At 72.6% G+C, this 20203-nt stretch carries 18 protein-coding genes and 3 tRNA genes; 20 read left to right on the plus strand and 1 reads right to left on the minus strand.

What is annotated here, in order from left to right; translation table 11 throughout:
* The first annotated feature begins 57 nt into the window (after nt 1-57).
* The 10 genes from CG736_RS09140 to CG736_RS09185 all read left to right on the plus strand — a co-directional run bounded on the left by CG736_RS09140 (nt 58) and on the right by CG736_RS09185 (nt 12186).
* Nucleotides 58-831, plus strand: coding sequence for a TIGR03936 family radical SAM-associated protein (locus tag CG736_RS09140; protein ID WP_043913969.1), 774 nt, complete (start codon nt 58-60; stop codon nt 829-831).
* Nucleotides 832-1194: 363 nt separating this feature from the next.
* On the plus strand, nt 1195-4644 hold the full coding sequence (locus CG736_RS09145) for an Rne/Rng family ribonuclease (RefSeq protein ID WP_100585692.1): 3450 nt from the start codon (nt 1195-1197) through the stop codon (nt 4642-4644).
* A gap of 237 nt (nt 4645-4881) precedes the next feature.
* Nucleotides 4882-5199, plus strand: coding sequence for a 50S ribosomal protein L21 (gene rplU / locus CG736_RS09150; protein WP_043913967.1), 318 nt, complete (start codon nt 4882-4884; stop codon nt 5197-5199).
* Between the two features lie 39 nt (nt 5200-5238).
* The gene (rpmA, locus tag CG736_RS09155) at nt 5239-5496 is read left to right on the plus strand and encodes a 50S ribosomal protein L27 (RefSeq protein WP_014135732.1); all 258 of its coding nucleotides are present in this window, start codon (nt 5239-5241) and stop codon (nt 5494-5496) included.
* 102 nt (nt 5497-5598) lie between these two features.
* Nucleotides 5599-7059, plus strand: coding sequence for a GTPase ObgE (gene obgE, locus CG736_RS09160; RefSeq protein WP_100585693.1), 1461 nt, complete (start codon nt 5599-5601; stop codon nt 7057-7059).
* Between the two features lie 284 nt (nt 7060-7343).
* The gene (gene proB, locus CG736_RS09165) at nt 7344-8480 is read left to right on the plus strand and encodes a glutamate 5-kinase (protein WP_100585694.1); all 1137 of its coding nucleotides are present in this window, start codon (nt 7344-7346) and stop codon (nt 8478-8480) included.
* 80 nt (nt 8481-8560) lie between these two features.
* A complete protein-coding gene (locus CG736_RS09170) occupies nt 8561-9013 on the plus strand; it encodes a hypothetical protein (RefSeq protein ID WP_052509560.1) in 453 nt (150 codons plus the stop codon).
* A 74-nt stretch (nt 9014-9087) separates the two neighbouring features.
* Nucleotides 9088-10395, plus strand: coding sequence for a glutamate-5-semialdehyde dehydrogenase (locus CG736_RS09175; protein ID WP_100585695.1), 1308 nt, complete (start codon nt 9088-9090; stop codon nt 10393-10395).
* 66 nt (nt 10396-10461) lie between these two features.
* A complete protein-coding gene (locus CG736_RS09180) occupies nt 10462-11031 on the plus strand; it encodes a hypothetical protein (protein WP_157815489.1) in 570 nt (189 codons plus the stop codon).
* Between the two features lie 93 nt (nt 11032-11124).
* Nucleotides 11125-12186: a hypothetical protein gene (locus tag CG736_RS09185; protein ID WP_100585697.1), complete on the plus strand. Its 1062-nt coding sequence runs from the start codon at nt 11125-11127 to the stop codon at nt 12184-12186.
* Nucleotides 12187-12198: 12 nt separating this feature from the next.
* Here the strand turns inward: CG736_RS09185 and CG736_RS09190 are convergent, their stop codons facing one another.
* Entirely contained in the window at nt 12199-13266 is a 1068-nt protein-coding gene (locus tag CG736_RS09190) for a M48 family metallopeptidase (protein WP_100585698.1), read from the minus strand.
* A gap of 213 nt (nt 13267-13479) precedes the next feature.
* Here CG736_RS09190 and CG736_RS09195 point away from each other — a divergent pair, with 213 nt between their 5' ends.
* From CG736_RS09195 to CG736_RS09240, 10 genes are all read left to right on the plus strand, one after another.
* Nucleotides 13480-13680, plus strand: a complete 201-nt coding sequence (locus CG736_RS09195) for a hypothetical protein (RefSeq protein WP_043913958.1) — start codon at nt 13480-13482, stop codon at nt 13678-13680.
* A 232-nt stretch (nt 13681-13912) separates the two neighbouring features.
* Nucleotides 13913-14062, plus strand: coding sequence for a hypothetical protein (locus CG736_RS36985; RefSeq protein WP_167349406.1), 150 nt, complete (start codon nt 13913-13915; stop codon nt 14060-14062).
* Between the two features lie 100 nt (nt 14063-14162).
* Nucleotides 14163-14828 carry a nicotinate-nucleotide adenylyltransferase gene (nadD, locus tag CG736_RS09205; RefSeq protein WP_100585699.1) on the plus strand — a complete coding sequence of 222 codons (666 nt, stop codon included), beginning with the start codon at nt 14163-14165 and terminating at the stop codon, nt 14826-14828.
* Between the two features lie 17 nt (nt 14829-14845).
* A complete protein-coding gene (locus CG736_RS38545) occupies nt 14846-17005 on the plus strand; it encodes a LytR C-terminal domain-containing protein (RefSeq protein WP_100585700.1) in 2160 nt (719 codons plus the stop codon).
* A 137-nt stretch (nt 17006-17142) separates the two neighbouring features.
* Nucleotides 17143-17580 carry a ribosome silencing factor gene (gene rsfS / locus CG736_RS09215; protein WP_043913955.1) on the plus strand — a complete coding sequence of 146 codons (438 nt, stop codon included), beginning with the start codon at nt 17143-17145 and terminating at the stop codon, nt 17578-17580.
* On the plus strand, nt 17577-18224 hold the full coding sequence (locus CG736_RS09220) for a histidine phosphatase family protein (protein WP_232733923.1): 648 nt from the start codon (nt 17577-17579) through the stop codon (nt 18222-18224). Before rsfS ends, CG736_RS09220 begins: the two co-directional genes overlap by 4 nt.
* A 132-nt stretch (nt 18225-18356) precedes the next feature.
* Nucleotides 18357-18429: transfer RNA gene (locus tag CG736_RS09225), tRNA-Ala, on the plus strand.
* Nucleotides 18430-18467: 38 nt separating this feature from the next.
* A tRNA-Ala gene (locus CG736_RS09230) sits at nt 18468-18540 on the plus strand.
* 170 nt (nt 18541-18710) lie between these two features.
* A tRNA-Ala gene (locus tag CG736_RS09235) sits at nt 18711-18783 on the plus strand.
* A 92-nt stretch (nt 18784-18875) separates the two neighbouring features.
* The gene (locus tag CG736_RS09240) at nt 18876-20168 is read left to right on the plus strand and encodes a hypothetical protein (protein WP_100585701.1); all 1293 of its coding nucleotides are present in this window, start codon (nt 18876-18878) and stop codon (nt 20166-20168) included.
* Nucleotides 20169-20203 lie beyond the last annotated feature (35 nt).

The raw sequence follows: 20203 nt of genomic DNA on the forward strand, positions 1-20203 counted from the left end.
GAAGGACTGAGCTCCCTGGCACGCCGCACGCCCGACGGTCCGCCGCCCGCGCCGACGGTGCAGCGCATCCGTCTGCGCTACACCAAGCGCGGCCGTCTGCGCTTCACCAGCCACCGGGACTTCCAGCGGGCGTTCGAGCGCGCGCTCCGCCGCTCGGCCGTCCCGATGGCCTACTCCGCGGGCTTCACCCCGCACCCGAAGGTCTCCTACGCGAACGCTGCCCCGACCGGTACCGCCAGTGAGGCCGAGTACCTGGAGATCGGCCTCGCCGCTGCCCGCGACCCGGAGGCGCTGCGTCGCCAACTCGACGAGTCGCTGCCGCCCGGTCTGGACATCACCGACGCCGTCGAGGTCCGCACCAGCAACTTCGTCGAGCGGCTGGAGGCGTCCGAGTGGCTGCTGCGCCTGCCCGGCGTGGAGCCCGCGGAGGCCGAGCGGGCCGCCGGCGTCTTCCTGGCCGCCGAGGCGGTCGAGGTGCAGCGGATGACCAAGAACGGCCTGCGCACTTTCGATGCGCGCGCCGCCGTCGCCGCCATGGAACTGCTCCCGGAAGGCTCCGTGCAGGTCGGGATCGGTGACGACACACTCACCCAGGGTGCGGACGATGTTCGTACGGCTGCTCCCTGTGCGATACTGCGCCTGGTAGTACGACACGCCACACCCGCCGTACGACCCGACGACGTATTGTCCGGCCTCCGTTCGACGGCCGACCTCGCGCCGCCGGTCCCCGCAGAGGTGACCAGGCTGGCGCAGGGGCCGCTCGACGAGCAGACCGGCACGGTGACCGACCCGCTGGCGCTCGACCGCGCCGCGGCCGAGGTCGGCCGGTAGGCCGCCCCGCCGCGCGCATCCGCCGTCCGCCGAGTGGGCGGGAGCGCAGGCACGGAGCTCAGCTCCGGGCCTGCGGCTCCCCGGCCTCCGCGGCTCCCCAGGGGAGCGAGCGTCGTTGCGTGCAGGCCCGGCCACCTTCGGCCCGGCCGCTTGAAAACTGAGAAGACTGGTCAGACCAGAAGACTTTTCGACTTCCCGCGCCGTGCGGGGGTCGAGCGAGACTACGAGCCCCTGTGCGGCCTCGCGTCCGAACGACGGCACCGTGGGAGCCGGAACCGCCCGAAAGGCGCGGCCGGCTGGTGAAAGCGGTGGCACGTCGTGCCCGGATGCGGAGCCCGGGGGCCTGACGGGAGACACACCCGCATGCTCGAAAACACCGAACCGCAGTCCGCTGCGGCCGACAACACCGACGACGGCGCCTCCGCCGCCCCGCCGCGCCGCCGCCGCCGGGCGGTCTCCCGCCCGGCCGGCTCCCCGCAGGGCGCCGCCACCGAAGGCGCCGAGACCGTCGTCGCGGCCGCCCCGGCGAGCGCCGAGGAGCCGCCGGCCGCCGAGAAGCCCGCCCGGGCCCGGCGCACCCGCAAGCGCGCCGAGTCCCCGGCCGGTGCGCCGGAGACCGCCCCCGTCGCCGCCGAGCCGGTCGTCGAGGAGCCCGCCGCCGAACCGGCCGCGGAGGAGAAGCCCGCTCGTGCCCGCCGGGCGCGCAAGCGCGTCTCCGCGCCCGCCCAGAGCCCAGTCGCGGCCGAGGAGCCGGTCGTCGAGGAGCCCGCGGCCGAGGAACCGGCCGAAGAGCCGGTCGTCGAAGAGAAGCCCGCTCGTGCCCGCCGGGCGCGCAAGCGCGTCTCCGCGCCCGCCCAGAGCCCCGTGGTCGCCGAAGAGCCGGTCGTCGAGGAGGAGCCCGAGGCCGAGCCGGTCGTCGAGGAGCCGGTCGCCGAGCCTGTCGTCGAGGCCTCCGCCGAGCCGCCGCGCGCCCGCCGCCGTGCCGTCCGCCCCTCCACCGCGATCTTCCAGGCCCCGGTCTTCCAGGAGCCCGCGCCCACTGCCGCCGCCGCCAAGGCCGCGCCCGCCGCCAAGGCCGAGCCGGCCCAGGCCGCCGCGCCGCAGGTCGAGGACGAGGGCGAGGGCGACGACGAGTTCGAGTACAGCGGCGTCGGCCGCCGCCGCCGGGTGCGCACCCAGGTGCGCGTCCAGCAGGCCGCGAAGGGCGGCAGGGGCGCCAAGGCCGCCGCTCAGCCCGCCAAGGCCGCTGCCCAGCCCGCCAAGGCCGCGGAGCCGGTGAAGGCCGCTCCGCCGGCGAAGGTTGAGGCCCCGGCCGAGGTCGAGGCGCCCGCCGCCGGACCGGAGCAGGATTCGGAGTGGGAGGACGACCGTCCGTCCCGCCGTCGCCGTCGGGGTGGCCGCCGCCGCCGTCGCGGTGACGCCGAGGACGCGGGCGAGCCGACCGAGACCGTCGAGACCGAGGTCGAGGACGCCCACGAGGAGCCCGAGGCCCAGGACGGCCACGACGAGGACGATGACGAGGACGACCTGGCCGCCGGCCTGTCCTCCTCGCGCCGCCGCCGTCGCCGTCGCCGCCGCAGCGGCGAGGGCGGTGCCGACGCGGGGGAGACCACCGAGGACGGCGTGCGCACCGTGGTGAAGGTCCGCGAGCCGCGCCGCCGCTCCACCGAGCCCGCGTTCGACCCGGACGAGGTGCAGTCCATCAAGGGCTCCACCCGCCTGGAGGCCAAGAAGCAGCGCCGCCGCGAGGGCCGCGAGCTGGGCCGCCGCCGGGTGCCGATCATCACCGAGGCCGAGTTCCTGGCCCGCCGCGAGTCCGTCGAGCGGGTCATGGTGGTCCGCCAGACCGGTACCCGCACCCAGATCGGCGTGCTCGAGGACGGCGTGCTGGTCGAGCACTACGTCAACAAGGAGCAGGCCACCAGCTACGTCGGCAACGTGTACCTGGGCAAGGTGCAGAACGTGCTGCCGTCGATGGAGGCCGCGTTCGTCGACATCGGCAAGGGCCGCAACGCCGTGCTGTACGCCGGCGAGGTCAACTTCGGCGCGCTCGGCGGCCACAGCGGCCCGCGCCGGATCGAGTCGGTGCTGAAGTCCGGCCAGTCCGTGCTGGTGCAGGTCTCCAAGGACCCGATCGGCCACAAGGGCGCCCGCCTGACCAGCCAGATCTCGCTGCCCGGCCGCTACCTGGTGTACGTGCCCGAGGGCTCGATGACCGGCATCTCCCGCAAGCTGCCGGAGAACGAGCGGGCCCGCCTCAAGCAGATCCTCAAGAAGATCGTCCCGGACGACGCGGGCGTGATCGTCCGCACCGCCGCCGAGGGCGCCTCCGAGGAGGAGCTGACCCGCGACGTCCAGCGCCTGCAGACGCAGTGGGAGGAGATCCAGAAGAAGGCCGCCTCCGGCAACGCCCCGGCGCTGCTCTACGGCGAGCCCGACATGACGGTGCGCGTGGTCCGCGACATCTTCAACGAGGACTTCACCAAGGTCATCGTCAGCGGCGCGGACGCGTGGAGCACCATCCACGACTACGTCTCCAACGTGGCCCCCGACCTCACCGAGCGCCTGCAGAAGTGGACCTCGGACGTCGACGTGTTCGCCACGTACCGGATCGACGAGCAGCTGATGAAGGCGCTGGACCGCAAGGTCTGGCTGCCCTCCGGCGGCTCGCTGGTGATCGACCGGACCGAGGCGATGGTCGTCGTCGACGTCAACACCGGCAAGTTCGTCGGCCAGGGCGGCAACCTCGAGGAGACCGTCACCCGCAACAACATCGAGGCGGCCGAGGAGATCGTCCGCCAGCTGCGGCTGCGCGACCTCGGCGGCATCATCGTGATCGACTTCATCGACATGGTGCTGGAGTCCAACCGGGACCTGGTGCTGCGCCGCCTGCTGGAGTGCCTGGGCCGCGACCGGACCAAGCACCAGGTGGCCGAGGTCACCTCGCTCGGCCTGGTCCAGATGACCCGCAAGCGGGTCGGCCAGGGCCTGCTGGAGTCCTTCTCCGAGCCCTGCGTGCACTGCAACGGCCGCGGCGTGATCGTCCACATGGACCAGCCGCACAGCCACGGCGGCGGCGCCGCCGCGGCGACCACCACCACCGCTGCGGGCGAGGGCGGCGGCAAGCGCCGTCGCCGGGGCCGCGGCGGGGCCGGGCAGGCCGAGGCGGAGGCCGTCGAGACGGTCGAGAGCATCGAGCCGGTCGAGGCCGTCGAGGAGCCCGTCGTCGAGGTCGAGGTCGAGGAGATCGTCGAGCCGGTCGCGGTCGAGGAGCCCGTGGCGGCCGAGCCGGTCGTCGAGGAGAAGCCGAGCCTGGTGGAGATCCCGCCGGCCGCGGCGGCCCCGGCTCGCACCCGGCGCCGCGCGGTGCGCAAGGCCACCGCTCCGGCCGGAGCGTCCGGCGAGGCCGAGATCGTGGTGCTGCAGGCCCGCGCCGAGGCCGCGATGGAGGCCGCGCTGAGCGCCGCGGAGAAGTCCGCCGCCGAGCAGCCGGTCGCCGAGACCGCTGCCGAGGTGACGGTCGAGGCCGTGGCCGCGGTGGAGCCCGAGGCCGAGGTCGCCGTGGCGGTCGAGACCGAGGAGCCCGTCGAGGAGCCGGCGCCGAAGAAGCGGGCCCCCCGCAAGGCGGCCGCCAAGACGACGGCTGCCAAGACGACGGCCGCGAAGAAGACCACCACCGCCAAGAAGGCCGCGGCGAAGAAGACCACCACCGCGGCCGCCAAGAAGACCACCGCCCGCAAGACCGCCACCAAGCGGACGAGCGCGGCGGCCAAGAAGGCCGCGGCCGCCGAAGGTGACGGCGCCGCAGAGTGAGCCCCGGGGCCGGGACCACCACCGATCCGGTGGCGGTCCCGGCCCGCTGTACGGCCCGGTTTGTCTTCGGCTGGACCGGTCCGTATTCTTGACCCTCGGCGTGTTGACGCCATGCTCCTGAGCACCTCACCTCCTGGACGAGGGCCGGTTCCGGCCCTTTTCGGGGGAGGCGGCCTGTGTCCATACCCAGGCTGCTGGCATCCGGAGCTCCGACCGAGTTAGGAAAGTAGGTACCGCATGTACGCGATCGTTCGCGCCGGCGGCCGCCAGCACAAGGTTGCCGTGGGCGACGTGCTGGAGATCGACCGTATCGAAGCCAAGCCGGGTGACTCGGTCGAGCTCTCGACCATCCTCATCGTCGACGGTGAGTCCATCACCTCCGACCCGTGGGTGCTCGGTGGCGTGAAGGCCCACGCCGAGGTCGTCGACCAGACCAAGGGCGACAAGATCGTCATCCTGCGCTACAAGAACAAGACCGGCTACCGCCGTCGTCAGGGCCACCGCCAGAAGTACACCGCGGTGCGCATCACCAGCATCGACTCGGTCAGCAAGTAATCACACTTACTGCGGTCTTCCTAGAAAGGGGATAGCCAGATGGCACACAAGAAGGGTGCGAGTTCCACTCGCAACGGTCGTGACTCGAACGCTCAGCGCCTCGGCGTGAAGCGCTTCGGTGGTCAGGTCGTCTCCGCCGGCGAGATCATCGTTCGCCAGCGTGGCACCCACTTCCACCCGGGTGCGAACGTCGGCCGTGGCGGCGACGACACCCTGTTCGCCCTGACCGCCGGTGCCGTGCAGTTCGGCAACCGTCGCGGCCGCAAGGTCGTCAACATCGTGGCCGTCGAGGCCTGAGTCTGTACAGACTCGCTGTGAAGGGTGGGCCGGGACTATCCGGGCCCACCCTTCGTGCTTTACCAGCAGGACCATTTTTCTCATCGCACAGGAGGCAGACACATGACCACCTTCGTGGACCGCGTCGAACTGCACGTCGCCGCGGGTAACGGGGGCCACGGCTGCGCCTCCGTGCACCGTGAGAAGTTCAAGCCGCTCGGCGGCCCCGACGGGGGCAACGGCGGCGAGGGCGGCTCGGTGACGCTGGTGGTGGACTCGCAGGTCACCACCCTGCTCGAGTACCACCACTCGCCCAAGCGCAAGGCCACCAACGGCAAGCCCGGCGCCGGCGGCCACCGCACCGGCGCCGAGGGCCAGGGCCTGGTCCTGCCCGTCCCGGACGGCACCGTCGTCCTCGACCGCAGGGGCAACGTGCTGGCCGACCTGGTCGGCCACGGCACCACCTTCGTCGCCGCCCAGGGCGGCCGCGGCGGCCTCGGCAACGCCGCGCTGGCCTCCGCCCGCCGCAAGGCCCCCGGCTTCGCCCTGCTCGGCGAGCCCGGCGAGGCCCGCGACATCGTGATGGAGCTCAAGTCCGTCGCCGACGTCGCGCTGGTCGGCTACCCGAGCGCCGGCAAGTCCTCGCTGATCTCGGTGCTCTCCGCCGCGAAGCCGAAGATCGCCGACTACCCGTTCACCACCCTCGTCCCCAACCTCGGTGTGGTGACCGCCGGTTCGACCGTCTACACGATCGCCGACGTGCCCGGCCTGATCCCCGGCGCCAGCCAGGGCAAGGGCCTCGGCCTGGAGTTCCTGCGGCACGTCGAGCGCTGCGAGGTGCTCGTCCACGTCCTCGACTGCGCCACCCTGGAGCCGGGCCGCGACCCGCTCACCGACCTGGAGACCATCGAGGACGAACTCGCCCAGTACGGCGGCCTGGAGGACCGGCCGCGACTGGTCGCCCTCAACAAGATCGACGTCCCGGACGGCCAGGACATCGCCGACCTCACCCGCGCCTCGCTGGAGGAGCGCGGCTACCGGGTCTTCGAGGTCTCCGCGCTCGCCCACAAGGGCCTGCGCGAACTCTCCTACGCCCTCGCCGACATCGTCTCCGCCGCCCGCGCGGCCAAGCCGGTTCAGGAGAACACCCGCATCGTCATCCGGCCGACCGCCGTGGACGACGCCGGCTTCACCATCGAGGAAGAGGACGGCGCGTACCGCATCCGCGGCGTCAAGCCCGAACGCTGGGTCCGCCAGACCGACTTCGCCAACGACGAGGCCGTCGGCTACCTCGCCGACCGGCTCGCCCGCCTGGGCGTCGAGCAGGAACTCTGGAAGGTCGGCGCCAAGGAGGGCGACACCGTCATCATCGGCCCCGACGAGAACGCCGTGGTCTTCGACTGGGAGCCCACCATGGCCTCCGGCGCCGAGATGCTCGGCCGCCGCGGCGAGGACCACCGCTTCGAGACCCAGCGACCCGCCGTCGACCGCCGCCGCGAGAAGCAGCGCGGGCGCGATGCGGCGGAGCAGGAGTACCTGGACTTCGAGGCGCTCAGCTCCGGCCGCGAGGAGCTGGAGCAGTAAGGAGCGCACCTCCAGGGAGAGCGCATCCAGGGGCGCGGGGAACTGCGCGCAGCGGAAGGCACCCGTCAGCGAGATCGCGACGCAGGGCAACGACTTGCACGTGTTCGCGACCTTGCTGACGGTGCGTGGCCGCTCGCGCAGTTCCCGCGCCCCCGACTTTGCGCCCGCCTGCGCTTGCACCCACTTGCGTTCGCCCTGTCTCACGCCTTGCACCGATTTCGTACCACGCCTGCCGAATGGCTACATTGCGGGCGTACCTGCGTCATGTCGGAAGGGTCGGACTGATGGTGGATCAGTTGCTCCGCGAGGAGGTCGTCTCGGCGCGGCGGATCGTGGTGAAGGTCGGTTCGTCGTCGTTGACCACCGCCGCCGGCGGGCTGGACGCGGACCGGGTGGACGCCCTGGTGGACGCGCTGGCGAAGGTGCGGACGGGGAAGGACGCGCCGGAGATCGTGCTGGTCTCGTCCGGGGCGATCGCCGCCGGCCTGGCGCCGCTCGGGCTGGAGAAGCGGCCCAAGGACCTGGCCCGGCAGCAGGCGGCGGCCAGTGTCGGGCAGGGCCTGCTGGTGGCCCGCTACACGGCGTCGTTCGCGCGTTACGGGGTGCGGGTCGGGCAGGTGCTGCTGACCGCCGAGGACGCCAGTCGGCGGGCGCACTACCGGAACGCGTTCCGGACGCTGGAGCAGCTGTTGACGATGGGCGCGATGCCGATCGTCAACGAGAACGACACGGTGGCCACCGCCGAGATCCGGTTCGGCGACAACGACCGGCTGGCGGCGCTGGTGGCGCACCTGGTGCGGGCCGACCTGCTGGTGCTGCTGTCGGACGTGGACGGCCTGTACGACGGCGACCCGGCGAAGCCCGGCAGCAGCCGGCTCGACGTGGTGCGCGGCCCGGCGGACCTGGCGGGCGTGGAGGTCGGCAGCGCCGGCCGGGCGGGCGTCGGCACCGGCGGCATGGTGACCAAGGTGGAGGCGGCCCGGATCGCCACCGGTGCGGGCATCCCGGTGGTGCTGACGGCGGCCAGCCAGGCGGCCGACGCACTGGCGGGCCGGCGCACCGGCACGCTGTTCCTGCGGACCGGCAGCCGCTCCGCGGACCGGCTGCTGTGGCTGGAGCACGCCTCCACGCCGCGCGGCACGCTGACCCTGGACGACGGGGCGGTGGCGGCGGTGGTGCACGGTGGGAAGTCGCTTCTCCCGGCCGGAGTGACCGGGGTGGAGGGGGAGTTCGTCGCGGGTGATCCCGTCGACCTTCTTGGCGAAAACGGTCACATCGTCGCCCGCGGACTGGTCAACTTTGATGCGAGGGAGTTGCCCCGTCTGCTCGGTCGGTCCACGCGAGACCTGGCCCAGGAGCTCGGTGCCGCGTACGAACGCGAGGTCGTCCACCGTGACGACCTGGTGGTGCTGCGCGGCTGAGCGCTGGTGGCGGGGCCGGTACGGGGGGTGGGAGCAGCGGGCCGGGGGGCCCGCGCGACACGCTGAATGGGAGGCCGCCGGTGGTTCGCAGGCGGGAGGAAGCGCTGCCGGGACAGAAGTCCGAGCGGCGGCTCACCAGCATCGAGGGCGGCCGGGGCGTCGAGGAGCAGGAGGACGTGCAGGAGCCGGAGCAGGGCCGGCTGTGGCACGTGGTGCTGAGTGTGGCCGGGGCGGCGACGCCGTTGCCGGAGCTGCGGGCGGCGCTGGAGAAGCTGGCGCACGACCACTCCTTCTTCCTGACGGCCCGCTACGCCGCCGACCACGCCGAGGTCCGGTACTGGGAGGAGGCGCGGGACCTGCACGACGCGGCGGCGATCGCGCTGCGGCTGTGGGGCGAGCACAAGGCCAGTGCCAAGCTCCCGGCGTGGGAGATCGTCGGCCTGGAGGTGGTGGACCGCCCGACGTACCACAAGCGGGTCGCGGAGGGTTTCGGCGGCCCACTGCCGCAGCTGGGCGGGGTGTACCCGTACTGACCGGCCCGGGGAGCCGCGTCTCAGCGGGCGAAATGTTCCCCGGGGCGGGGTGGGTGTCTCGCTAGGCTTGGCGCATGAGCGACCTCACCGCCACTGCCGACAGCCCCGTCCTCGCCGCCGCGCGCCGTGCCCGGGAGGCGGCCGCCGCCCTGGCGCCAGTGCCGCGTTCGGTGAAGGACGCCGCGCTGCTGGCGATCGCGGACGCGCTGGTCGCCCGGGCCGGGGAGATCACCGCCGCCAATGCGGAGGACGTCGCCCGGGCCCGCGAGGCGGGCACCCCCGAGTCGGTGATCGACCGGCTGACGCTCACCGAGGAGCGGATCGCCGCCATCGCGTCCGACGTGCGCAGTGTGGTCGGCCTGCCCGACCCGGTGGGCGAGGTGGTGCGGGGCTACACCCTGCCGAACGGCCTCGACGTGCGCCAGGTGCGGGTGCCGCTCGGTGTGGTCGGCATCATCTACGAGGCCCGGCCGAACGTCACGGTGGACGCCGCGGCGCTCTGCCTGAAGTCAGGCAACGCGGTGCTGCTTCGCGGCTCGGGTTCGGCGTACCGCTCCAACACGGCGCTGGTGGAGGTGCTGCGCGCGGCGGTCGCCGGGGCGGGCCTGCCGGCCGACGTGATCCAGCTGGTGCCGGGGGAGAGCCGCGAGTCGGTGCAGCAGTTGATGCGCGCCCGCGGCCTGGTGGACGTGCTGATCCCGCGCGGCGGCGCCTCGCTGATCCGCACCGTGGTGGAGGGCTCCACCGTCCCGGTGATCGAGACCGGCACCGGCAACTGCCACGTGTACGTGGACGCGCAGACCGACCTGGCGATGGCCGTCGGCGTGCTGCTGAACTCCAAGGCCCAGCGGGTCAGCGTCTGCAACGCCGCCGAGACCCTGCTGGTGCACCAGGACGTCGCGGACGCCTTCCTGCCGTTGGCGCTGGCCGCCCTCGCCGAGGCGGGCGTCACCGTGCACGGCGACGACGCGGTGCTGAAGGCCGCCGAGGGCACCGCCGTGACGGCCGTCCCGGCGACCGAGGAGGACTGGGGCACCGAGTACCTGTCGCTGGACCTGGCGGCCGCCGTGGTGCCCTCGCTGGAGGCCGCCGTGGAGCACATCCGCCGCTGGTCCTCCGGCCACACCGAGGCGATCGTCACCACCTCGCAGGCCGCCGCCCGCCGCTTCACCCAGCTCGTCGACTCCACCACGGTGGCCGTCAACGCCTCGACCCGGTTCACCGACGGGAGTGAGTTCGGCTTCGGCGCGGAGATCGGCATCTCCACCCAGAAGCTGCACGCCCGCGGCCCGATGGGCCTGCCGGAGCTGACCAGCACCAAGTACATCGTCACCGGCGACGGCCACGTGCGCGGCGAGGCCCGGCAGACCGTCGGCGGCTGAGCGCCGGAGCAGACCCGATCGGCCCGACCCACAGACAAAAGCCCCGACCGGTAATACATTGAGTCCGTGGCTGAGGATGTGGGGGGCTCGCCGTACTCCGACGGCGCCGACCACGGTGGTGCGGACGACGAGTTCGCCACCGTGGTCTTCGACGAGAGCTTCGTCCGCTCCGCCGCCGTGCACGAGCCGAGCGCCCGGGAGCGGCAACTCGCCGCCGCCGAGACCAGGTTCGAGCCGGATCAGGCCGGAGCGGCCCGGAGCTACGAGTTCACCTCCGGGAGCGAGGTGCTGCCGTTGGAGCTGCGCCCGCTGCCCGGCGGACTGGACGACGACCGCTTCTACCCCGACCCGTGGTCGGGCGGCGACCGCCAGCACCGGCGCACCCGCCGCTCGCGGCTGCGGGCCTTCGACCCGCTGCGCGGCGGCATGGTCGCCCAGCAGCGCTGGCACCGGCCGGTGGCCTGGGTGCTGGCCCTGGTGATGGGGGTCGGCGTGGTCGCGCTGGCCGTCGCCGCCGTGTACCGGGGCGTCGGCGGCAGTCCGGAGTCGCCGGCCCGGCCGTCCAGCGGGACCAGCAGCCCCGGCACGACGCCTTCCGCGCGCCCGGTCGTGACGGTGGCCGTTCCGGCGGGCTGACCGTCCCGCGGGCTGCTGTCGATCACCCACCGTGGCAGTCTCGTTACCCTCTCACCTCTCGTCGCGGGCGGCGGGCGAGCCTACCCTGGTCACATGGGTGACCCGCGCGAGCCTCCCGAGGGCACGCCCGAGGGTGGTTCCAATGATGACGAGTTCCGATCCGTCGTCTTCGACGAATCGTTCGTGAAAGCTGCCCGGATCCAGGAGCTGTCCGCGCAGGAGCGGCTGGCCGGTGCGTTCGGACGGGCCACCCGGAGACGCGGCTGGGGCTGGTTCGGGTCGCTGCCCCGGCAGGCCGTGATCCTCCTGCTGCTGGTGACGATGGCGTTCGCCGCGGCCGTCTACTTCGGCATCAGCTCGCCGCACGGCCAGGTCGTGCCGCCCAGCGGCACCCAGCTGACCGCCGCCGTCACCCCGCTCAGCCCGCCCGGCACGGTCGGCGCCGTCCCCGACCCGGCCCACCCGTTCGCGGCGCTGCCACCCGGCTACGCCGACGGCCAGGCCGGCCTCGGCATGCCGCCCGCCTCGCCCACCTCGCACTTCGCCGGGACCGACGTGCAGCGCGCCCTGGACTCCGTCCAGCACTACCTGGTGGTCTCCGAGCTGACCCCCGCCACGTTGACCGCCAACGAGACCGGCCAGGTCCGCGAGCTGCTCACGTCCGGCGAACTCGCCCAGTACGACGCAAGCGTCAACACGCCGCGCGACGATCAGCAGCACGCCGCCACCGGCTGGATGGTCCGCTTCGACCCCGGGCAGATCGCGCTGGCCACCGACACCGTGAAGGTCACCGGCGCGGTCCAGGTCGGCGAGGCCGACTCCGGCACGCTGGAGATCACCGCCGACCACACCCTGGTCTACGCGCTGCGCCCGGCCGGCACCACCAGCGACCCCTCGGTCACCCTGTACGCGGTGCGCCGGGAGGTGCGGATCGACGTCGACCGGGCCGACCTGGACGCCGGCCGCGTCCGGGTGGTCGGCTCCACCGTCCAGGCCGGGCCCACCTCGTGCGGCACCGTGCAGAGCGACTACCTGCAGCCGATGCTGGCCACGGCGAGCGGCGTGCAGCCGAGCACCCCGCCCGCCGTGAACCCGACCGACCACAGCCGGCCGGCCTGGCAGACCTGCGGAGTGCTCGGGCCGATCACCCGCTGAAGCGCTCCCGGATCAGTCCTGCTGCTCGCCGCCGCTGCCGTTGCTCCCGTTGCTGCGGCCGGCCCCCGTGAAGGTGTCGCGGAGCTTGCCGCCGACCGTGCCCACGCCGTTGCCGAGGTCGCGCAGCAGGCCCATCAGCGGGTCCTTGCTCTCCTTCACCGACTGCGAGTACGAGTCGGCGGCGGCCTTCCACTGCGCGCCGATCGAGGTGTCCGGGTCGTCGCCGCGGCGCGGGTACGCGCCCGCCAGGATCGAGCGGTAATCCTCGCTCTCCGCCCACTTCTTCAGCTGCGCCACCCGCACCACCGCGAACGGGTGGGTCTGCGGCAGCACCTGCAGCAGCTTCAGCACGCTGTCGCGGAGGTCGCCCGCCTTGTCGTACTCGGCGGCCTGCTCCAGGAACGCGTCCACGTTCATCTCGGCCATGTTCGCGCCGCCGGCCAGCTTCATCAGGCCGCGCATCGACGCCTGCAGGTCCTGGCCGGCCAGCAGACCGGCCCGGTCGCTGGACAGCTCCGCCTTGCGGAACCACTCCTTGAGCGCGGTGATCACCGCCGTGATCGCCAGGTTGCCCAGCGGCAGCCAGCCGATCCGGGCCGCCAGGTTGGTGAGGATCAGCAGCATCGTCTGGTACACCGCGTGCCCCGACATCGCGTGACCGACCTCGTGGCCGATCACCGCGCGCAGCTCCTCCTCGTCCATCAGGTCGATCAGCCCGGTGGTCACCACGATCACCGGGGTGTCCATGCCGATGCAGTACGCGTTGACCTTCGGGTCCTGGGTCACGTACAGGTCCGGGACCTTCTCCAGGTCCAGCACGTACGCGGCGTCCCGCACCATGTCGTACAGCTCCGGGAACTGCCGCTCCGACGTCTTGACCGCCGTGGCCAGGAACAGCAGCCGCACGCTGCGCTCGGACACCAGCCCGGCCAGCTTCTTCAGGATGTCGTCGAAACCGCTCAGCCTGCGCAGTGCCACCAGCCCCGAGCGGTCCGCCGGGTGCTCCCAGGCGCGGGTGGAGATCTCCGGGAACCGCTGGCGGCGGCGGCTCGGCGCGTTGCCCTTGGTCATGTCGGTCATTGAGTACCCTCCTGGATCGACGCCGGCACCGGCTCCCGTGGCCGGCCCCCGCTGCTTTCCTCTTAACGTCGCTGTGTCCGTACTCGTCCCCGGACGTCACGGTACGCCGTCGGCCCGCAGTGCCCCCGGGCGGGCGTACGGGGCGGGGTGCGGAGCGGGAGCGGCGATAAACGGGTCTACCCTGGCTGTGCCGTACCGAAAAGGAGCCCCGTGATGTCCCCTGCCGACCTGGTCCAGCTCGCCGGACCGATCTCCAGCGAGAACGGCCCCGGCCTGTTCCTGAGGATCATCGTGATCGCCTCCTTCGTCGGAGTCGGCCTGCTGGTGTGGGCGATCGCCCGGGCGAGCCGCGACGGCGACAAGCGCGAGGCCGCGCGCGAGCAGGCCCGCGCCGAGGCCGCCGAGCAGAGCTGAACCCGGGGGCCGGGCAGGGTCTCGTACCGGGGCCGGGCCGGGCTGAACCGGAGCCGGTACCGCCTCGGGCGGCGGGCCCGGCGGCCGGGCCCGGGCCCGGGACGGCTCACGGACGGTCAGACGCGGTGGGCCGCCGCGCGGTTGCGTGTCAGGCCCCCGTACGATGAGCCCGCGGGCCGCACGGTCCGTGACCGCCTGGTCCTCACACCGAGCCGAGAAGGTCCCGCCGATCATGACCTCTGCTGCCCTGCCCACCCTCGTCCACCTCGCCGAGGAGGGCGGTAACCACGACAGCCTCAACCCCTTCCTGACGGGCGGCGCGGCGCTGGCCATCCTGCTCCTGCTGCTGTTCGTCACCACCCGCTTCAACCGCGACCGCTGACCCGGCCGCGCCGCCGTCCGCGGCGACCGGACACGGAGCGCCCGGGGCCCGCGAGCGGGCGGAATCCCCGGGACATCCGGGTCGCGTAAGGTGTGGCGCCATGAGAGAGCAGGTCGACACCTCCGGGACGGACACGGCGCCGGGCACTCCCGCGCCGGGCAGTGCGCCGCGCGGGCGACGCCGGCTGGGCGTGATGGGCGGCACCTTCGACCCCATCCACCACGGGCACCTGGTCGCCGCGAGCGAGGTGGCCAGTGCCTTCCACCTGGACGAGGTCGTCTTCGTCCCCACCGGCCAGCCCTGGCAGAAGTCCGACCGGGACGTCTCGCCGGCCGAGGACCGCTACCTGATGACGGTGATCGCCACCGCCGAGAACCCGCAGTTCTCGGTCAGCCGGATCGACATCGACCGCAACGGCCCCACCTACACCGTCGACACCCTCCGTGAGCTGCAGGCCCTGCACCCCGACGCCGAGCTCTTCTTCATCACCGGCGCCGACGCCCTCGCCCAGATCATCTCCTGGCGCTCCTCCGAGGAACTCTTCGACCTCGCCCACTTCATCGGCTGCACCAGGCCGGGCCATACTCTCTCCGACACCGGCCTGCCGGTCGGCGGCGTCTCGCTGGTCGAGGTGCCCGCCCTCGCCATCTCCTCCACCGACTGCCGGATGCGCGTCGCCAAGGGCGAACCCATCTGGTACCTGGTGCCGGACGGCGTGGTCCGTTACATCCACAAGCGGGCGCTGTACGCGTCGGCCCGGCCCTGATCCCCCGGAGGGAAGGCATGACCGGAACGTCCGACGACGAACAGTGGTACGGCCGCCAGCCCCAACCGCCCTACCAGCAGCAGCCCGGGTACTACCCCCCGCAGGGGTACGAGCAGCAGCCGGTCGAACAACAGCCTTACCAGCAGCAGTCGTTCGAGCAGCACGGCTACGACCAGGGCGGGTACGACGCATCGGGGTACGACGCAGCCGGGTACGACCAGAGCGGGTACGGCCAGGCCGGGTACGGGGGTGCCGGGTACGGGCAGCAGACCGGGCAGCACGGGCAGCAGGGGTACGGGCAATCGGGGTACGAGCAGCAGCAGTCGTACGGGCAGGCCGATCCGTACGGTGGGTACGACCAGCGGGGCGGGCAGCAGGCCGGGCAGCCCGGGGTGTACGCGCCGGACCCGTACGGCGGCGACCGCGGCGACCGGCCCGGGTACGGGCAGCAGGCCGGGTACGCGCAGCGCGGCGGCCATGAGACCCAGGCGTTCGAACAGGGCGGCTACGGGCAGCAGTTCGGCGGCCGGGAGGGGGCCGGGCAGTCGCCGGCCGGGGACGTCTACGGGCAGCAGACCCATGACTCCTACTACGGGCAGCAGCCCGCGCAGGGGTTCTACCAGCAGCAGTCGCAGTTGCCCGGGCAGACGCCGGGCACGCAGACGTCAGGCACGCAGACATCGGGCGGGCAGACGCCGGGCGGGCAGGTGCTCGACGGCCGGGTGCCGACGCAGGCCGGTGCCGCCGGGCGGGCGGTGCCGCCGGTGAGTCCGGTCGCGGCGCCGGCCGGAGCGGGGATGCCGCCCCGCGCGCGAGCGGCCGCGGCGCCGGTGCCGGAGACCGAGGCGGTGCCCGAGCCGTCCGAGATGGTCGGCGGGCGGGCGGCTGCCGCGGCGGCGGCCCGGGCCAAGGGCGCGGCCGACGACTCCTACACCACGGGCGAGTTCAACTTCGTCGACGAGGAGACGGAGGACTCCGAGGACGCCATCGACTGGCTGAAGTTCGCCGAGTCCCGCAGCGAGGTCCGCGCCGAGCGGCGCCGACGGCTGCGCAACCGGCTGATCGCGCTGCTGGTGGTGCTGGCAGTGCTGGCGGCCGGCGCGGTGGGCTACCTGTGGTGGTCCGGCAAGTTCGGCGACGACAACGACGCGAACAAGGCGGTCGGCGGTCGGTACGTCAACGTGGTGCACCTGATCGACCCGCAGGGCAAGATCACCACCGCGCTGCTGGTCGACGACCGGGACGGGCAGAAGGCGACCGTACTGCTGCTCCCCGACACCCTCCAGCTCCCGAGCAACGGCGACATCACGACCGTCGGCCAGGCCCCGACCGCGATCGGCGCCTCCGCCACCCGCGACGGCCTGTCCTCCGTGCTCGGCGCCAAGGTGGCCGGTACCTGGCGGCTGGACACCCCCTACCTGCAACTGCTGGTCGCCCAGCTCGGCGGCGTCCGGGTGGACACCAACGCCGAGGTGCGCGAGAACAACAAGCCGGACGGCAAGGTGATCGCCACGGTCGGCAAGGACGTTCTGCTGAGCGGCCGTGCCGCCGTCGACTACGCCACCCTGCAGGCCCCCGGCGAGACCCGGGACGCCCAACTCGCCCGCTTCGGTCAGGTGATGGCGGCCGTGATCAACACGATGCCGGTCACCATGGCGGACGCCACCGAGGACGTGCACCGGATGAACTCCGTCCCCGACCCGTCGCTGCCGGAGAGCGCGCTCGCCGGCGTCCTGGTCAACCTCTCCAAGCAGGCCAAGGCCGGCCACCTGTCCACCACGGTGCTCACCGCGAAGCCGGACGGCACCCTGGACGACGCCACCGCCGGCAAGCAGGTGAAGGACATCCTCGGCGGCGCCATCGGCAAGGCCAAGCGCACCGGCAACTCCACCCGCGTCACCGTGGTCGACGCTTCCGGCAGCGACACGGCAGCCGCAGCGAAGGTGGTCGTCACCAACGCGGGCATGGACCCGCTGCCGTCCACCGCGAAGGCTCCCGCGCAGGCGACCTCGGAGATCCGCTACACCGACGACGAGAAGAAGCCCGCGGCGCTCAGCCTGGCGACCAGCCTGGGTCTGCCGGACTCGGTGGTGAAGAAGGTCACCGATACGCAGAACGCGGACCTGGTGCTGATGCTCGGCAAGGACTACCAGCCGCCGCAGAAGTCCGTGCAGTAGCGCGGACGGTCGGACGGTCCGCCGCGCGGTCGGTCGTGCGGTCGGCGGTGCGGTCGGGGCCCCGGGGTGGAAATCACTCCGGGGCCCCGGCGTGTTCGTGAGATCCTGGGAAGGTATCCCCACAGCCNAAGAGCATCGTGACCGTCACCGACCGAAGCCAGGAACTGATCACCGTCGCCGCGCAGGCGGCGGCCGACAAGCTGGCGCACGACATCATCGCCTTCGACGTCAGCGAGGTGCTGTCGATCACCGACGCCTTCCTGATCGCCTCCGCCGCCAACGACCGCCAGGTCCGGGCGATCGCCGAGGAGATCGAGGACCAGCTGCGCGAGAAGCTCGACGCCAAGCCGGTGCGCCGCGAGGGCGAGCGCGAGGGCCGCTGGATCCTGCTCGACTACCTGGACATCGTGGTGCACGTCCAGCACTCCGAGGAGCGCTCCTTCTACTCGCTCGACCGCCTGTGGAAGGACTGCCCCGAACTGCCGATCCCCGCGGACGCGCTGGCGACCCGCAACCGGCCCGAGAACGCCGTCACCGACGCCGCCGGCAATGCCGTCTCCGGAGGCGACCTCTGAGCCGGTCGGCGGGGCGGCCGCGCATCGTCCTCTGGCGGCACGGTCAGACGTCCTGGAACCTCGAATCGCGGTTCCAGGGCACCACTGACGTCGATCTCACCGAACAGGGGCTGTTCCAGGCGCAGCGGGCGGCCCGGCTGCTCGCTGCGCTCCGCCCCGACCTGCTGATCTCCTCCGACCTGACGCGGGCTCGGCGCACCGCCGCCGAGCTGGCCGCGCTCACGGATCTGGAGGTGCACCACCACGAGGGTCTCCGCGAGACCTTCGCGGGGGAATGGCAGGGGCTCACCAACTCCGAGATCCGGGCGCGGTATCCGGAGCAGTACGAGGCCTGGGCCCGTGGTGAGCCGGTGCGGCGCGGTGGCGGTGAACTCGCCACCGAGGTGGCCGACCGGGCCGTTCCGGTGGTGCTGGACGCCGTCGGCAAGCTGCCCGAGGGCGGCACCCTGGTGGTGGTCAGTCACGGCGGCACCATCCGCACCATGATCGGCCGACTGCTCGGCATGGAGCCGCAGTTGTGGGAGCGCTTCGGCGGTCTCTCGAACTGCTGCTGGTCGGTGCTCGGCCAGGACGCGCGCGGCTGGCGGCTCCTCGAGCACAACGCGGGCACGCTTCCTCAGCCGGTCATCGGCGACGAGACCTGAGGCGTGACCGGGGGCGCGACTGGGGGGCCGCGCAACCCGGATTTCACAGTTCCGGCTCTGACCAGCTAGAGTCTTCCTCGTTCGCAGTGAGGAACGCAGACGGGAAACCGAAGGCGGGAGTCGCGGAACTGCGGGGCTATAGCTCAGTTGGTAGAGCGATTGCATGGCATGCAATAGGTCAGGAGTTCGATTCTCCTTAGCTCCACTCCGCACCGATGGTCCGTGAGTGGTCATCAGTGTTGCGGGGCTATAGCTCAGTTGGTAGAGCGATTGCATGGCATGCAATAGGTCAGGAGTTCGATTCTCCTTAGCTCCACAGCAGTTCCGCGAGGCCGCTACCCGAGACGGGTGGCGGCCTTCGGCGTTCCCGGGGCCGCCTGCGGAGCGCCCGGAACGGATTAGGGCCTGGACCGTCGACCGTGTACAGTTATCGGTGTCGCCAAGGGGAACCGCAAGGGAAACTGCAGGTGAAGGCAGTAACAGCATGGGGCTATAGCTCAGTTGGTAGAGCGATTGCATGGCATGCAATAGGTCAGGAGTTCGATTCTCCTTAGCTCCACAGTAATCCGAAGGCCGTCCCGCAAGGGGCGGCCTTCGGTCGTTCATCCGACTCCCCTGCCACGCGGGGCGCGGGGCCGCTACCGTCGTGCCATGGCCGATCTGGCGCGAAAACGGAACGACGAGCTCGCCCGGATACTCCACCAGCTGGGATGGAGCCCGGAGCGGCTGGCCCGCGAAGTGAACGCGGTGCTGCCGCCCGGCATGGCGATCAGCTCGACCGCGCCCTACAAGTGGCGCGACCGGGGCATGGTGCCGCGCTCGCCGCACGACCAGACCGTCTGCGAGGTCCTCGGCCGCTGCGTCGGCATCGCCGTCACCTACGAGCAGCTGTGGGGGCAGATGGGCTCCAACCGGGGCGCCAAGATGCTCTCGCCCCGGCTGCTGACGGATCCGTGGACCGCTGACACCGCGCAGACAGCGCTCCGCGAGGCCGGCGCGGACGGCGCCCCGGTCCGGCTCACCGACCTGTTCCGCGGCGACGAGCTGGAACAGGCGGCCCGGCACTGGGCCTCGCCGCCACCGCCCGTCACCGGCGGCGAGGGCGCGCTCCGGATCGCCCCCGAGCAACTGGCCGACCTGCGGCTCTCCTACGACTCCAAGCAGCGCCTGGAGCGTGCCTACGGCGGCGGACTGATCCTCGACCTCGCCAAGGCCGAACTCGCCATGGTGGGGAAGCTGCTGGAGCTCGGCAGCTACGACGAGCCGCTCGGCAGGGAACTGTACGGAGCCGCCAGCAGGCTGGCCCGGCTGGTCGGTTGGGCGAACTACGACATGGGCAACGACGCCGCCGCGCAGCGCGCCTTCGTCGCGGCCCTGCGCGCCGCCCACGTCTCCGGCGACCCGCGGCTCGGCGTCGGCGTAGTCGGCTGCCTCGCCGTCCAGGCGACCTACAACTCCGGAGGGCGGGGCCTGGACCCGGTGGCGATGCTGTCCACCGCGCTGCGCGCCGCCGACGACGTGCTGACACCCCGTGAGCGGGCCCTGCAACTCGGCCGGATCGCCCGGGCGCACGGCCGCAAGGGAGAGCAGATCAGCGCCGAGGCGGTCGCCGAGCGGGCGTTCCGGGTGCTGGAGGGGCTGGACGGACACGACCAGGAACGCGCCGACCTGGAGGGCATGATCGGCGAGGGCTTCCTGCTGCTCGGCGAGCACGAGCAGGCCCGGGGCCTGTTGCAGCGCGCGATCGAGGCGCTCACCGCGGAACGCGCCCGGGTCAAGGCGCTGCTGATGGTGCGCCTCGCCGACTCCTACCGCCGCACGGGCGAACGCGCGGAGGCCGAGGACATCGCCGACCGGGCCCGCCGGCTCGCCGCCGGCATGCAGTCCGCCCGAGTGGCGCGAGCGCTGCGGGACTTCGACTCCGCGATGCGCGCGGAGGCGTAGTGGCAGGTCGGACGGCCGGCTGGGCGGGGCGGGCA

The organism is Kitasatospora sp. CB02891, assembly GCF_002803145.1.
Taxonomy (GTDB): Bacteria; Actinomycetota; Actinomycetes; order Streptomycetales; family Streptomycetaceae; genus Kitasatospora; species Kitasatospora griseola.

Excerpts from the sequence above, each read along its gene's own strand:
- CG736_RS09145 (WP_100585692.1), top strand. The coding sequence starts at position 1,195 with ATGCTCGAAAACACCGAACCGCAGTCCGCTGCGGCCGACAACACCGAC.
- CG736_RS09240 (WP_100585701.1), top strand. The coding sequence starts at position 18,876 with ATGGCCGATCTGGCGCGAAAACGGAACGACGAGCTCGCCCGGATACTC.
- CG736_RS09190 (WP_100585698.1), bottom strand. The coding sequence starts at position 13,266 with ATGACCGACATGACCAAGGGCAACGCGCCGAGCCGCCGCCGCCAGCGG.
- proB (WP_100585694.1), top strand. The coding sequence starts at position 7,344 with ATGGTGGATCAGTTGCTCCGCGAGGAGGTCGTCTCGGCGCGGCGGATC.
- obgE (WP_100585693.1), top strand. The coding sequence starts at position 5,599 with ATGACCACCTTCGTGGACCGCGTCGAACTGCACGTCGCCGCGGGTAAC.
- CG736_RS09185 (WP_100585697.1), top strand. The coding sequence starts at position 11,125 with ATGGGTGACCCGCGCGAGCCTCCCGAGGGCACGCCCGAGGGTGGTTCC.
- CG736_RS09175 (WP_100585695.1), top strand. The coding sequence starts at position 9,088 with ATGAGCGACCTCACCGCCACTGCCGACAGCCCCGTCCTCGCCGCCGCG.
- nadD (WP_100585699.1), top strand. The coding sequence starts at position 14,163 with ATGAGAGAGCAGGTCGACACCTCCGGGACGGACACGGCGCCGGGCACT.
- CG736_RS09195 (WP_043913958.1), top strand. The coding sequence starts at position 13,480 with ATGTCCCCTGCCGACCTGGTCCAGCTCGCCGGACCGATCTCCAGCGAG.
- CG736_RS36985 (WP_167349406.1), top strand. The coding sequence starts at position 13,913 with ATGACCTCTGCTGCCCTGCCCACCCTCGTCCACCTCGCCGAGGAGGGC.
- rpmA (WP_014135732.1), top strand. The coding sequence starts at position 5,239 with ATGGCACACAAGAAGGGTGCGAGTTCCACTCGCAACGGTCGTGACTCG.
- CG736_RS38545 (WP_100585700.1), top strand. The coding sequence starts at position 14,846 with ATGACCGGAACGTCCGACGACGAACAGTGGTACGGCCGCCAGCCCCAA.
- rplU (WP_043913967.1), top strand. The coding sequence starts at position 4,882 with ATGTACGCGATCGTTCGCGCCGGCGGCCGCCAGCACAAGGTTGCCGTG.